This window comes from Pseudomonas sp. NPDC077451 (assembly GCF_044543345.1).
Classification (GTDB): domain Bacteria; phylum Pseudomonadota; class Gammaproteobacteria; order Pseudomonadales; family Pseudomonadaceae; genus Stutzerimonas.
Genome location: NZ_JBITVX010000003.1, coordinates 21647 through 34884, shown reverse-complemented (window position 1 = coordinate 34884; position 13238 = coordinate 21647). Strand labels below are relative to the sequence as shown.

Here is a 13238-nt window from a genome sequence, read left to right as displayed (position 1 = left end):
AGCTCGGCATTTACAGCGTCAGACGAGAGCATGGGAGCACTTCTTTGGACAACATCAGTACGACTGTCGCCCCGGCGCAAAATTCGCTCTATGCAGTAGATGATTCGACCTGTCGCGGCGCCGGATGGAAGAACACATGCTCAACGACCGGGCCGATCGCCACTTGCCCAATGTCCTGGTAGCCCTGACGTTCATAAAAGTGCAGGTAGCGCGGGTTGCCAGTGTCGATCACCAGGCCTTCCGATGCCGAGTCCGCAGCACACCAGTTATGCAGCGCTTCAAGCAGCTGTTCGCCATAGTGTTGCCCCTGGCACTTGGGATGAACCGCCATCAGCGGCAATACATGATAGGAGCCCGGCGGCAGACAACCCAGCACCGCGGCGTGGTAATCAAGGTAACGCCGCGTGCAGCGGAAGCCCGCTGTGAGCAGCATGCGCATTCGCCAGGCCCAGCTTTCGGTAATGTCCAGCCGACGCTGCGGTGGCGCAATCAGCGCGGCAGCGATCAGCCGATCATCGAGCAACAGCCCCAGCGCGGGCTGATCCTGCAGCAGGTGCTGATTGACCAGCTCGCGGACGGTTGCGCGGACACGCTGCTCGTAGCCGGGGCGATCAGCTTCGAACAGATAGGCGAAGGTCGGTTCGTGTCGGTAAGCGTTGTACAGAAGCGAGCGTATTTCCCTGGCGTAACCACTGTCGAGCATTCGTACTTCTGCAGTCATCGGCATGGCGGTTCTCTTGTTATGTCCTCGGAGCTTGTTTCACGTTAGCACCCGTATCGGAGTCCTGCCGGACGAGAACCTGATTGATGATTACGGCTCGCCGTAGCGCCGCCATACCAGTAGAATCGCCGTTTTGCCGGAGTCGCTGCCGATGAAGCTTGTTTCTTTCAATATCAATGGCTTAAGAGCTAGACCTCATCAGCTTTCTGCCATTATTGAGAAGCATCAGCCCGACGTGATCGGTCTGCAGGAAACCAAAGTTGCGGACGAGCAGTTTCCTCAAGCCGAAATCGAAGCCCTTGGCTATCACGTTCATTTTCACGGCCAAAAAGGGCACTACGGCGTCGCGCTGTTATCCCGACAGGCTCCACTTGAGATCCACAAAGGCTTTCCCGGCGACGGCGAAGAATCGCAGAAGCGTTTCATCTGGGGCCGCTTTGCCGATGCCAACGGCGAGCCGGTTACCGTCATGAACGGTTATTTCCCACAAGGCGAAAGCCGCATTCATCCCACCAAGTTTCCCGCCAAAACCAAGTTCTACGCAGATCTTCAGGCGCTGCTCGAAGAGCGCTTTACCCCGGAGCAGTCCGTGGCCGTGATGGGAGACTTCAACATCTCGCCGGAAGACTGTGACATCGGCATTGGGGAGGTGAACGCCAAGCGCTGGCTGCGCACCGGCAAATGCAGCTTTCTGCCGGAAGAACGCGAGTGGTTGGCTCGCCTGAAGAACTGGGGATTGCAAGACAGCTTCCGTACGCTCAACCCCGAAGTCGTCGATCGCTTCAGCTGGTTCGATTACCGCAGCCGCGGATTCGAAGATGACCCACGCCGAGGGCTGCGCATCGACCTGATCCTGACCACTGCAGGTCTACATGAGCGCGTCACAGATTGCGGTGTCGACTATGACATCCGCAGCATGGAAAAACCCTCGGACCACTGCCCCGTGTGGATCGCACTGCGCTGATCATCATGCTGCTGATTCCGCAGGTTGGGCGAGCCTACACATAGTTTTGCGATCTGATCGACAACCCCGACCCGCCGCGGCCGACTGTCACATAACGGTAAGCAAAGCGTCTTAATCTCCCCGCTTCTTTGAAAGGGAGAGTCATCGCATGACAGGTTCAGCGTCCGTACGCGGCAAGGGAAAACGGGCGCTGCGCCTGTGGGCCTTCGGCCTACTTTGCGCCAGCCCGCTCGTGCTAGGCGAGCCATTGGCTACCCCCGTCAACAACAGTCCGGTCCTGCGTATTCAGGGTTCAAACACGGTCGGTGCGAAGCTCGCACCGATGCTGCTGGCCGGCCTCTTCGAGGCGCAGGGCCTGAATTCGGTGCGAATCAGCCCGGCCGGCAAGGAGAACGAACAGCGCATCAGTGCCATCGACAGCTCTGGCCGAGCGGTTCATGCCCTTGTTGCAGCACACGGCACCGGCACCGGTTTCGCCGGGCTTAAAGACGGCTCCTCTGATCTCGCGGCTGCTTCGCGCCCCATCAAGGACAGCGAGTATGCAAGTCTCTCCGCCCTCGGCGACTTGCGCAGCGCAGCAGCCGAGCAGGTGATTGCGATCGACGGACTGGCAATCATCGTCAGCCCCGACAACCCAGTCTCCTCACTCAGCGTTGAGCAGGTCGCCAACCTGTTTGCCGGTGAAATCCACAACTGGAAAGCGCTCGGCGGCAAAGACATACCTGTGGAGCTGCACGCGCGGGATGACCAGTCCGGCACCTTCGACACTTTCAAGGAGCTGGTGCTCGGAGCGCAGGGGAAGACATTGGCCGCCGATGCCGCCCGCTATGAATCCAATGACCAACTCTCACAGATCGTCAGTGGTCGCCCCGGCGCGATCGGTTTCGTCGGCCTCGCATCGGTGGGTAAAGCCCGCGCACTGGCAATAGCAGACGGTGATTCACAGCCCATGCTACCCAGCACAGCACTGGTGGCGACCGAGGACTATCCATTGTCGCGGCGGTTGTTTTTCTATGCGAACCCGGCTCAGCAGTCGGAGTGGACCCAAACCTTTCTAGGCTTCGTGCACAGTGCTGCTGGCCAAGCCATCGTCACCAAGTCGGGCTACATCGGGCAAGCCATCAACGCGATCACCCTCACTCCATCGCCTGGCATGTCGCAGCCGTACCAAAACCTCGCCAGCCAGGCGCAGCGTCTGACGGTTAACTTCCGCTTCGATGAAGGTAGCGCGCGCTTGGACAACAAGGCGCAACGTGACGTCGAGCGGCTGATCGAGTACCTGCAGAGCACCAACAAAACGATGAGCGCGGCGGTCCTGGTTGGATTCGGAGACGCTCGGGGCGACCCGGCGCGTACCGCTTTGCTCTCCAAACTTCGCGCCATGGCGGTACGTAGAGAGCTCGCCCGTGGCGGCATACTCGTCAGAGAAATCAACGGCTTAGGCGACGAACTTCCAGTAGCATCGAATACGCACAGCGGTCGCGTAAAGAACCGCCGTGTCGAGGTATGGGTGTACTGAGCGACGGCGGACCTGTGCAAAAACGTATCGGCCGATAGCCTGCGGCGTACTGTTACGTCGCGACGGGCACGATTAAGCTCAAACGATTTCCAGCAGCGGAAATGATCATGTATCTGGTTTGTGGCGAAGCCCTGTTCGACGTTTTCGTAGCGCCCGGGGGCATCCCGCGCAATCGCTTGAGTCTCGACGCGGTGGCTGGCGGCTCGCCCTTTAACGTAGCGGTCGGCCTCTCCCGCCTCGGCACGCCGTCGGCTTTGTTCACGGGCATGTCCCGAGACCATTTGGGGCAGCAATTGCGGCAAGTGCTCGAGGACGAAGGAGTCGATACGCGCTATCTGATCGACTTCGATGCACCCACCACATTGGCGATGGTCGCCCTGGGTGCCAACGGCTCACCCGTCTACAGCTTTCGCGGCGAAGGCTGTGCCGATCGACTTCCACGCGCCGAGCATCTCGCCACGCTCTGCGATGAGATCCGCGGCATTCACGTCGGCTCCTACTCCATCGTCACCGCCCCGATCGCCGACACCCTGCTGTCGCTGGTCCGCCGCGAAAGCGAGCGCCGGCTCATTTCCTTCGATCCCAACATCCGCCTAAACGTCGAACCGGACCTGGCCCGCTGGCGCGAGCGTGTCGAGGCGATCGCAGCGCTTGCGCATCTCCTCAAGGTCAGCGATGAGGATCTGGCGCTGCTTTATCCCGGCGAAACCCCCGAATCCATTGCCCGGCGCTGGTTGCAAGGAGGCTGCGAACTGGTGGTGTTGACCCGAGGCAGAGAAGGCGCACAGTTGTTCAGCCGCCGCCAGGGCGAGTTTTATGTAGAGGCAAAACCTGTGAACGTGCGCGATACGGTTGGTGCTGGCGATACCTTCCAGGCCGCGCTGCTCAGCTACCTGCACGAACACAAGCTGGATACAGCCGCAGCCCTGGCTCAGATTCAGCGCGACCAGTTGCAAGCCATGCTGGCGTTTGCCGTTCAGGCAGCGGCAATCACCTGTTCCCGTCGCGGCCCGGACCTGCCCTACCGATACGAAATTGTCTGACGGTTGGCCATAACAGCGCGAACGTCTATAACCCCAAGGGGACAACAATAAGGACGACGGAACCGGGCATGAAAGCGTTAAAGATCTCCGACCCATCCTACGAACTGATGGACGATCACCACGGCAACTCGCTGATCTACCGTGAGCATGGTTTTCCGTGCCCGCTGGTGCGCTGGCACAACCACAAGGAATACGAACTGCATTTGATCGTCGCCAGTTCGGGCAAGGTCTTCGTTGGGGATTATGTCGGCAATTTCGGTCCCAACAGCCTGTTCCTGACAGGCCCGAATCTGCCACACAACTGGATCAGCCAGGTCGATGAGGGTGAAGTGGTCGCCAAGCGCGACATGCTTGTCAATTTCACTGACGAACTGTTCGAAGCGGGCCACAACGTGTTTTCCGAACTGCGCAGTTTGACGCCGATGCTCGAGCGTTCACGCTATGGGATCGAGTACCGCTGTCCGCAGACCATTGCCGAGGCCAGCAGGCTGATGCATCGGGTCGCCGGCAGCGGCGGGGCCACCCGCCTCGGCTATTTCCTGATCATGCTAGAGCTGCTGGCCAGCTGCGACGACTACCAGCTGCTCTCCGGCGCCACCTCGTCGCAGCTGGGAGATGAGCACCACGCCGACCGCACCAACATGGCGGTCAACTACATCTTCGACCATTACATGCGCGAACTGCCGCTCGAAGAAGTCGCGAGTCACCTGGGCATGAAGCCCACCTATTTTTCACGCTTTTTCAAACGCGCCACTGGGCGCTGTTATGTCGAGTTCGTCAACAGCCTGCGCATCAGCAAGTCCTGCGAGCTGCTGCTGGACAACGACAAGCCGGTCACCGACGTCTGCTTTGAGTCAGGCTTCAATAACCTGTCCAATTTCAATCGTCGCTTTCAGCAGCTCAAGGGCATGACCCCCTCCTGCTACCGCCGTCTGGTTGAGCAGCGGTTGACCGAGCAGAACCTCGCCAGCTGATACGCTTCGTCGCTGCGTGTCACATGAGGCTCTCCCGCCGTCATGAACGGTTACAGGCCGGTCGCGCCGCTTTTCTCCGAGGTTTCAGAGCGCTAGCCCACACTAAGCGAGCGCTTGCGCAGGTACCAAATCAACCTCATCGATCAACCGTAACGGTGCAAAAAAGTACCAGATGATGTGCAGTCAGGGCTTTGTGAGCCTGACACTCCCGGCGTTGTAATGCTCGCGAGCCGCTCGTACCGCAGTAAGCGAGCCACAACAAAAACAATAAGTGCTTCCGCCCTCCGGCCGCGGAAGAGGAGCCCTCGATGAAATTTGCGAAGTTGCTAATCGGAACCACCTGTTTTGCCATGATCGGCGCGACTCAGGCTGTCGCCGAGACGCTGACCGTTGCGACCGTCAACAACGCTGACATGATCCGCATGCAGCGTCTTTCCAAGGCCTTCGAAGAGCAAAACCCCGACATCGACCTCAACTGGGTCGTGCTCGAAGAAAATGTTCTGCGCCAGCGCCTGACCACCGACATCGCCACCGAAGGCGGCCAATTCGACGTTCTCACCATCGGCATGTACGAAGCTTCACTCTGGGGCGATAAGGGCTGGTTGGCCCCCATGACTAATCTGCCTGATGACTACGACCTCGATGACGTCTTCCCCTCGGTGCGTGAAGGCCTGTCGGTCGATGGCACTCTGTATGCGCTGCCGTTCTATGCCGAAAGCTCGATGACCTACTACCGCAAGGACCTGTTCGAGCAGGCCGGGCTGGAGATGCCGGAGCATCCGACCTGGACGCAGATGGCCGAATTTGCTGAGAAGCTGCACAAGCCCAGCGAAGAGCAATACGGCATCTGCCTGCGCGGCAAGGCCGGTTGGGGTGAGAACATGGCGCTGGTCACCACCGTTGCCAATTCCTTCGGCGCGCGCTGGTTCGATGAAAAATGGCAGCCGGAATTCAACGGACCCGAGTGGACCAAAGCAGCCAACTTTTACGTGGACCTGCTGAGCAAGTACGGCCCGCCTGGTGCTTCCAGCAACGGCTTCAACGAAAACCTGGCGCTGTTCAATAGCGGCAAATGCGCCATGTGGGTCGATGCCACCGTAGCCGGTTCCTTCGTCACCGATAACTCCCAGAGCAAGGTGGCGGACAAAGTCGGCTTCACCTTCGCGCCTCAAGAAACGACCGATAAAGGCTCTGCCTGGCTCTACTCCTGGGCGCTGGCCATTCCTGCTAGCTCGAACAAGCAGGAAGCGGCCAAGACCTTCGCAGCCTGGGCCACCTCGCAGGACTATGCCGAACTGGTTGCCGAGACCGACGGCGTCGCTAACGTACCGCCGGGCACTCGCGAGTCCACCTACAGCGATGAATACATGGCCGCCGCGCCGTTCGCGAAGACCACGCTGGAGTCGCTGAAACAGGCTGATCCCGCCTCACCGTCAGCCAAGCCTGTGCCCTATGTTGGCATCCAGCTGGTGACCATTCCCGAATTCCAGGCCATCGGCACCCAGGTCGGCAAGATGTTCGCAGCCGCCCTCACCGGACAGATGCCGGTCGAGCAGATGCTCACCGCCGTGCAGCAGTCGACCATGCGGGAAATGAAGCGCGCCGGCTACCCCAAATAGGCACCGCAAGCAGGCAACGTCCCTTCCTCACCGAAGGTGAACACCAGGCAGGGCTCGCCCGAGCCCTCATGGCCTTCTTTCAGCCGGAGCACAGCCATGGCTACCACCTCAACAGCCTTGCCCAAGGCGCCCGTTACCGATACGGCAAGCGAGCCGAGCGAGCGCAAGCCGCGCCGGTTCGGCCCCAGTTGGTTTCTCGTCAGCCCGTCCGTTGCGCTGTTGCTGCTGTGGATGCTGGTTCCGCTGTCGATGACCGTCTACTTCTCGGTGATCCGCTACAACCTGTTATATCCCGGCGAGAACGGGTTCGTCGGGCTTGAAAACTTTCACTACTTCCTGACCGACGCCGGCTTCATGCCTGGCATGACCAACACGCTGATCCTGGTTGGCAGCGTATTGCTGATCAGCGTCGTCCTCGGCGTTCTGATTTCCGCGCTGCTTGAGGCGGCAGATTTCACCGGGCGCGGGATCGTTCGCGTGATGTTGATCTCACCGTTCTTCATCATGCCGACCGTGAGTGCGCTGGTCTGGAAGAACCTGATCTACCACCCCGTCTCGGGAATCCTAGCGGCCGTCTGGAAGTTCTTTGGTGCACAACCGGTGGACTGGCTGGCTCAGCATCCGCTGCTCTCGATCATCATCATCGTGTCCTGGCAATGGCTGCCCTTCGCGATCCTGATCCTGATGACCGCCATGCAGTCCCTCGACCAAGAACAGAAGGAAGCCGCACGTTTGGACGGCGCAGGCCCTATCGCGATCTTCTGGCATCTGACCCTGCCGCACCTGGCACGCCCGATCGCCGTGGTGGTAATGATCGAAACCATCTTCCTGCTATCGGTCTTCGCCGAGATCTTCACCACTACCAGCGGTGGTCCCGGCTACGCCTCGACCAATCTTGCCTACCTGATCTACACCCAGGCGCTGCTGCAGTTCGACGTCGGCATGGCATCGGCCGGCGGGTTGATCGCGGTGGTCATCGCCAATATCGCGGCGATCATCCTGGTGCGGATGCTCGGCAAGAATCTCACCGAAAAATACTGAGGACAGACCGATGCTGACGCTCAAACAAAGTCGCCGCCTCAATACCCTGGTAGTCGGGCTGTTCGCCTGGGCCGTGGCGCTGCTGCTGTTCTTCCCGATCTTCTGGATGCTGATGACCAGCCTGAAGACCGAGATCGACGCTTTCGCCACACCGCCGCAATTCATCTTCACCCCGACCCTGGAGAACTACCTGCAGATCCAGGACCGCAGCGGTTACTTCAAGTACGCCTGGAACTCGGTGACCATCTCCTTTGGCGCCACTGCACTGGGCATGCTGATCGCAATCCCGGCGGCCTATTCGATGGCCTTCTACGAGACCAAGCGTACCAAGGGCACCCTTTTGTGGATGTTGTCCACCAAAATGCTGCCGCCCGTGGGCGTGCTGGTGCCGATCTATCTGTTGGCCAAGCAGTTCGGCCTGCTCGACAGCCGCACGGTGCTGATCATCATCTACACGCTGATCAACCTGCCGATTCTCGTCTGGATGATCTACACCTACTTCAAGGACATACCGCGCGACATTCTCGAAGCGGCGCGCATGGACGGCGCCACGCTGATGCAGGAGATGGTTCGCGTGCTGTTGCCGATCAGTAAGGGCGGGCTGGCCTCGACCATGCTGCTGTCGTTGATCCTGTGCTGGAACGAAGCCTTCTGGTCATTGAACCTGACGTCCTCCAATGCTGCCCCGCTGACTGCGCTGATCGCCTCCTACTCCAGCCCGGAAGGCCTGTTCTGGGCCAAGCTTTCGGCCGTTTCCACCCTCGCCTGCGCCCCCATTCTGATATTCGGCTGGATCAGCCAGAAGCAGCTGGTCCGCGGCCTGTCGTTCGGCGCCGTGAAATAACGCCGCCGAGCTGAGAAGAACAATAGAGGATTCCGAACATGGCAGATCTTAAAGTCCATAACCTGAAGAAGAGCTTCGACGGCAACGACATCATCAAGGGCATCGATCTGGACATTCGCGATCGCGAATTCGTGGTCTTCGTCGGGCCGTCCGGTTGCGGCAAGTCGACCCTGCTTCGACTGATCGCTGGTCTCGAAGAAGTCAGTGGCGGCAGAATCGAACTGGACGGGCGGGACATCACAGATGTCAGCCCGGCAAAGCGCGACCTGGCAATGGTGTTCCAGACCTACGCGCTTTACCCGCACATGACGGTGCGCAAGAACATGTCCTTCGCCCTGGACCTGGCCGGCGCGGACAAACAGGAAGTGGCGCGCAAGATCGAGGCAGCCGCCCGCACCCTGGAACTGGAGCCGCTGCTCGAGCGCAAGCCACGCCAGCTCTCCGGTGGCCAGCGCCAGCGTGTCGCCATTGGCCGCGCTATCGTGCGCAACCCCAAGGTCTTCCTGTTCGATGAGCCCCTGTCGAACCTCGATGCCGCACTACGCGTGCAGATGCGTCTGGAGCTGTCGCGGCTTCATCAGGAGCTGCAGGCGACAATGATCTACGTCACCCACGATCAGGTCGAAGCCATGACCCTGGCCGACAAGGTGGTGGTGCTCAATGGTGGACGCATCGAGCAGGTGGGTTCACCCATGGAGCTCTACCACAACCCCGCCAACCTGTTTGTAGCCGGCTTTCTCGGCACGCCCAAGATGGGCTTTATGCAGGGCCGCATCAGTCAGGTCGAGGCCACCGGTTGCGAAGTGGAACTGGACGCTGGTTGCCGTCTTCATCTGCCTCGCAGCGGCCCTTCCCTCGCGGTGGGCGATACCGTCACGCTAGGGATTCGCCCCGAACACCTCAACCGCAGCACCGACGGCAATTGCCAGCTGGAAGTCAAAGCCGACGTCAGCGAACGACTGGGCAGCGACACTTACTGCCACGTCAGCACCCAGGCGAACGAGCCGTTGACCATGCGCATCCGGGGCGACTTCACGCCGCGCTATGGCGAATCGCTGAGGCTGAGCCTGGACGCTGCCCATTGCCATCTGTTCGACGGCAACGGCCTGGCAGTCGGCCAATCCTTGCAACAGGTGGCCTGACCCGTCCACCGCTACCCAGCCCTCCACTTACCGGCAGATCGCTGCGCCTGCAATGGCAGCGATCCGGCCCCCGGCTTTTCCATTCTTACGCCCAGCGAGGCCTGACATGAAGTTGAAACGACAGAATCTGCCACAGCTGCCGGCGCACATCGCGCGTCCTGCCTACGCCCTGAACGACGTCACCGCTGGCATTGCGCACATTGGCGTGGGTGGCTTCCATCGCGCCCACCAGGCGGCCTATACCGATGCGTTGATGAACACTGGCGAAGGGCTCGACTGGGGCATATGCGGCATCGGCACGCGCGCCGACGAATCGTCCATGCGCGACGCCCTCGCCTCGCAGGATTACCTCTACACGCTGGTCGAACTCGACGACCGGCCCGATACCGAGGTCCGCGTGATGGGCAGCATTCGCGAGATGCTGCTAGTGGCCGAAGACGGTTCCGAGGCCGTGGTCGCCCGGCTCGCCGATCCGGCGATCCGCATCGTTTCGCTGACCATCACCGAAGGCGGTTATTGCATGGACGACAGCACTGGCGAATTCAACGCCAAGCTGCCGCATATCCAGCACGACGTAGAGAATCCTCGAACCCCGATCAGCGTCTTCGGCCTGCTGTGCGCAGCATTGGCCAAGCGTCGCGGACAGGGCCTGCCGGCATTCACGGTGATGTCCTGCGATAACCTGCCGCACAACGGCGACGTCACGCGCAAGGCGACGCTGGCGTTTGCCAGCCTGGTCGATGTCGAACTGGCAAGCTGGATCGAGCGCTATGTCAGCTTTCCCAACGCCATGGTTGACCGCATCACACCGATGACCAGCCTTGCCCATCGCAAGGACCTGAAACAGCAACATGGCATCGACGATGCCTGGCCGGTGGTTTGCGAGCCTTTCGTTCAGTGGGTGCTTGAAGACAAGTTCGTGTCCGGCCGACCGGCCTGGGAGAACGTCGGCGTGCAGTTCACCGACGACGTTACGCCCTACGAAGAAATGAAGATCAAGCTGCTGAACGGCAGCCACCTTGCGCTGACCTATCTGGGTTTCCTGCGCGGTTATCGATTCGTCCACGAAACCATGGCCGACCCTTTATTCGTTGAGTACATACGCCAATACATGGACGAGGACGTCACCCCGCAGCTGGCGCCCGTGCCAGGGATAGACCTCACCCAGTACAAGCAGACGCTGATCGAACGCTTCTCCAATTGCGCCATCGCCGACCAGCTGGAACGCGTCTGTTCCGACGGCTCGTCGAAGTTTCCCAAGTTCAGCGTACCGACCATCGACCGGCTGATCGCTGATGGCGCCGAGCTTGATCGCGCAGCGTTGCTGGTAGCGGCCTGGGCGCTGTATCTGCGTGGCGTAGACGAAAATGGTGACCGCTACCGAATCCCCGATCCACGGGCAGAGTTCTGCCAGTCGCTGGTCGAAGAGGATGAAGGGCTCGCCGAGCGCCTGCTCGGGCGGGAGGAGATCTTCGGCAATCACATAGGCCGCTCGCCAGCCTTCCGCGAGGCGTTCGAGCGCAACCTGCTGCGCCTCACCACGTTAGGCGTAAGCGGCACCCTCGATCTGTTGCTAACCCGTTGACGGAGCAGACCATGTTTCTCGGTATCGATTGCGGCACTCAGGGCACCAAGGCACTGCTGCTCGATGCAGCCAGCGGACAGGTGCTCGGCCAGGGTTCGGCCGGTCACGAGTTGATCAGCGGCCCAAACGGCCGCCGCGAACAGCATGTCGAGCAATGGACAGCTGCATTCGAAGCGGCAACCGCGGCGGCGCTTGCCGAAGCCGGGGTAACGGGCGATCAGGTGCTCGGGATCGGTGTTTCTGGTCAGCAACACGGATTGGTCACACTCGATCGCGATGGACAGGTTTTAAGGCCCGCCAAGCTCTGGTGCGATACCGAGTCCGCCGAGGAAAACCAGCGGCTATTGCAATGGCTGGGTGGTGAACGCGGTTCGCTGGAGAGGCTGGGTGTGGTCATCGCGCCGGGATACACGGTATCGAAGCTGTTGTGGATGAAAGAACAACACCCCCGGTTGTTCGAGCGTATCGCCCACATCCTCCTGCCCCACGATTACCTGAACTACTGGCTGACCGGCCGCTGCTGCAGCGAGTACGGCGATGCATCCGGCACGGGTTACTTCGACGTCCGAACGCGGCGTTGGGACCGGGAAATACTGCGGCATATCGATGCCAGTGGGCGACTCGAAGCCGCGCTGCCGGAGCTGATTGCCCCTGATGAAGCTGTCGGCAGGCTCCGTCCGGAACTGGCGCATCGCCTGGGCCTGAACCCGGACGCCATCGTTTCGGGCGGGGGTGGCGACAATATGATGGGCGCCATCGGTACGGCTAATATCCGCCCGGGCGCCATCACCATGAGCCTCGGCACGTCCGGCACTTTGTACGCCTTTGCTGAAGAGCCACGAATCAGCCAGCAGCCAGCGGTCGCCACGTTCTGCTCGTCCAGCGGTGGATGGCTGCCGCTGATCTGCACCATGAACCTGACTAACGCGAACGGCGCCATTCGCGATCTGCTCCAGCTCGACTTCGATCAATTCAATGTCCTGGTGGCGCAGGCGCCGATTGGAGCCGAAGGCGTCACCTTGCTGCCATTCCTGAATGGCGAGCGCGTGCCTGCCCTGCCCCAGGCCACAGCCAGCCTGCACGGCCTGACTGCAGACAACCTGACTCGGGCCAATCTCTGCCGCGCAGTGCTTGAAGGCGTGACATTCGGCCTACGCTACGGGCTGGATCTGCTACGCAAAAACGGCATTCGCAGCGAAAGAATCCAGCTGATCGGGGGCGGTGCGAAAAACCCGCAATGGCGCCAGATCGTCGCCGACATGATGGCGACACCGGTGGTCTGCACCACTCATAGCGAGGCCGCCGCGCTCGGCGGTGCGATTCAGGCTGCATGGTGCCATGCGAGACAGAGCGATTCGCATGCCAGCCTCGCAGCCCTTTGCGAGCGCTGCATCAGTATTGACGAGGCAACCGCGGTCGAGCCTGAAGCCGATGCCGTTCAGGCCTACGAACAGGCTTACCGGCGTTATCGAGAGCTGGTCATCGCCACTTACGGACAACCTACCCCGCCGGACCTGACGACAGTCACGCCGTGATGAACCGACGTTGTTCTCGAACCGGGCGTTGAGCGACACCGGGGCGCGGAATCACTGGTGGCTCGCACCTACAGGCAGCGCGCCGTTTGTAGGGTGGGCTTCAGCCCACCGATCCCCTCGCTGGTGGGCTGAAGCCCACCCTACGGTCACTCTGAGCACAGTGTCGCCCTGAAGGGACCTGGCGCAGTCAGGTACACGAGCTCGCCCTTAATAGCTCAACTGTCGGTGCATAAATAAAGCAAAGCCACTTG

The 13238-nt window shown here is 60.6% G+C and carries 11 protein-coding genes; 10 read left to right on the top strand and 1 reads right to left on the bottom strand.

Going from position 1 to position 13238, the window contains the following annotated elements; translation table 11 throughout:
* Positions 1–88: 88 nt before the first annotated feature.
* A complete protein-coding gene (locus ACIGHL_RS06770) occupies positions 89–727 on the bottom strand; it encodes a GNAT family N-acetyltransferase (protein WP_045427659.1) in 639 nt (212 codons plus the stop codon).
* Between the two features lie 145 nt (positions 728–872).
* Here ACIGHL_RS06770 and xthA point away from each other — a divergent pair, with 145 nt between their 5' ends.
* The 10 genes from xthA to xylB all read left to right on the top strand — a co-directional run bounded on the left by xthA (position 873) and on the right by xylB (position 12987).
* Positions 873–1685, top strand: a complete 813-nt coding sequence (xthA, locus tag ACIGHL_RS06765) for an exodeoxyribonuclease III (protein ID WP_127840655.1) — start codon at positions 873–875, stop codon at positions 1683–1685.
* Positions 1686–1833: 148 nt separating this feature from the next.
* Positions 1834–3204 (top strand): substrate-binding domain-containing protein, encoded by a 1371-nt coding sequence (locus tag ACIGHL_RS06760; protein WP_128121353.1) that lies wholly within the window; start codon positions 1834–1836, stop codon positions 3202–3204.
* 107 nt (positions 3205–3311) lie between these two features.
* Complete coding sequence (locus tag ACIGHL_RS06755) at positions 3312–4247, top strand: carbohydrate kinase family protein (protein WP_128121354.1); 936 nt, start codon at positions 3312–3314, stop codon at positions 4245–4247.
* Positions 4248–4315: 68 nt separating this feature from the next.
* The gene (locus ACIGHL_RS06750) at positions 4316–5221 is read left to right on the top strand and encodes an AraC family transcriptional regulator (RefSeq protein WP_128121355.1); all 906 of its coding nucleotides are present in this window, start codon (positions 4316–4318) and stop codon (positions 5219–5221) included.
* A 350-nt stretch (positions 5222–5571) separates the two neighbouring features.
* The gene (locus tag ACIGHL_RS06745; RefSeq protein ID WP_241509242.1) at positions 5572–6840 is read left to right on the top strand and encodes an ABC transporter substrate-binding protein; all 1269 of its coding nucleotides are present in this window, start codon (positions 5572–5574) and stop codon (positions 6838–6840) included.
* Between the two features lie 231 nt (positions 6841–7071).
* Entirely contained in the window at positions 7072–7881 is an 810-nt protein-coding gene (locus tag ACIGHL_RS06740; protein ID WP_499175971.1) for a carbohydrate ABC transporter permease, read from the top strand.
* A 10-nt stretch (positions 7882–7891) separates the two neighbouring features.
* Complete coding sequence (locus ACIGHL_RS06735; protein ID WP_216706840.1) at positions 7892–8725, top strand: carbohydrate ABC transporter permease; 834 nt, start codon at positions 7892–7894, stop codon at positions 8723–8725.
* A gap of 38 nt (positions 8726–8763) precedes the next feature.
* Positions 8764–9867, top strand: a complete 1104-nt coding sequence (locus tag ACIGHL_RS06730) for an ABC transporter ATP-binding protein (protein WP_128121359.1) — start codon at positions 8764–8766, stop codon at positions 9865–9867.
* Between the two features lie 106 nt (positions 9868–9973).
* Positions 9974–11452 carry a mannitol dehydrogenase family protein gene (locus tag ACIGHL_RS06725; RefSeq protein ID WP_128121360.1) on the top strand — a complete coding sequence of 493 codons (1479 nt, stop codon included), beginning with the start codon at positions 9974–9976 and terminating at the stop codon, positions 11450–11452.
* Between the two features lie 11 nt (positions 11453–11463).
* Entirely contained in the window at positions 11464–12987 is a 1524-nt protein-coding gene (xylB, locus tag ACIGHL_RS06720; protein WP_128121361.1) for a xylulokinase, read from the top strand.
* Positions 12988–13238: the final 251 nt, after the last annotated feature.

Bases quoted from the DNA above. Each gene is read 5' to 3' on its own strand.
- ACIGHL_RS06770 (WP_045427659.1), bottom strand. From the start codon at position 727: ATGCCGATGACTGCAGAAGTACGAATGCTCGACAGTGGTTACGCCAGG.
- xylB (WP_128121361.1), top strand. From the start codon at position 11,464: ATGTTTCTCGGTATCGATTGCGGCACTCAGGGCACCAAGGCACTGCTG.
- ACIGHL_RS06750 (WP_128121355.1), top strand. From the start codon at position 4,316: ATGAAAGCGTTAAAGATCTCCGACCCATCCTACGAACTGATGGACGAT.
- ACIGHL_RS06755 (WP_128121354.1), top strand. From the start codon at position 3,312: ATGTATCTGGTTTGTGGCGAAGCCCTGTTCGACGTTTTCGTAGCGCCC.
- ACIGHL_RS06740 (WP_499175971.1), top strand. From the start codon at position 7,072: ATGCTGGTTCCGCTGTCGATGACCGTCTACTTCTCGGTGATCCGCTAC.
- xthA (WP_127840655.1), top strand. From the start codon at position 873: ATGAAGCTTGTTTCTTTCAATATCAATGGCTTAAGAGCTAGACCTCAT.
- ACIGHL_RS06730 (WP_128121359.1), top strand. From the start codon at position 8,764: ATGGCAGATCTTAAAGTCCATAACCTGAAGAAGAGCTTCGACGGCAAC.
- ACIGHL_RS06735 (WP_216706840.1), top strand. From the start codon at position 7,892: ATGCTGACGCTCAAACAAAGTCGCCGCCTCAATACCCTGGTAGTCGGG.
- ACIGHL_RS06725 (WP_128121360.1), top strand. From the start codon at position 9,974: ATGAAGTTGAAACGACAGAATCTGCCACAGCTGCCGGCGCACATCGCG.
- ACIGHL_RS06760 (WP_128121353.1), top strand. From the start codon at position 1,834: ATGACAGGTTCAGCGTCCGTACGCGGCAAGGGAAAACGGGCGCTGCGC.
- ACIGHL_RS06745 (WP_241509242.1), top strand. From the start codon at position 5,572: ATGATCGGCGCGACTCAGGCTGTCGCCGAGACGCTGACCGTTGCGACC.